This is a genomic window from Aeromonas sp. LsrichE-8G (genome assembly GCF_022869435.1).
Classification (GTDB): domain Bacteria; phylum Pseudomonadota; class Gammaproteobacteria; order Enterobacterales; family Aeromonadaceae; genus Aeromonas; species Aeromonas caviae.
Window position 1 is genome coordinate 1 of sequence record NZ_JALIHH010000235.1, and the last position, 348, is coordinate 348.

Annotated in this window: 1 pseudogene; it reads left to right on the forward strand. The window is 57.5% G+C overall.

Annotated elements, in window-relative coordinates:
• Positions 1–338: pseudogene (locus MUW49_RS22140) on the forward strand (IS4 family transposase); the annotation flags it as partial.
• Positions 339–348 lie beyond the last annotated feature (10 nt).

Sequence of the window (348 nt, forward strand, 5' to 3'; positions counted from 1 at the left end):
CGCTGAGAAGCAAGAAAGTGGACTTGGTCTATCAGGAGCTGTGGGGATTGCTGCTTGGATACAATCTGGTCAGGCGGGAGGCCAGCCAGGCCGCCGTAGCCCATCAGCGAGCGCCCAATGAGGTGAGCTTTAAGTTTGCCTGTCAGTTCATCGCGAACCAGATGGCAGTGATGGCGGGCGCGTTATCGCCAGCCCATACGCCACGGAGGTTGGCGGAGTTGCGGGGCTGCATAGGCGTCATGTTCATAGAAAAACGCCCCAGGCCATCGAGACCCAGGGCGGTGAAGATATCAAAGACCCGTTTTCCGGTAAATCGCAATGCGGCTCCGCTTAAGTGAACAGCATTGC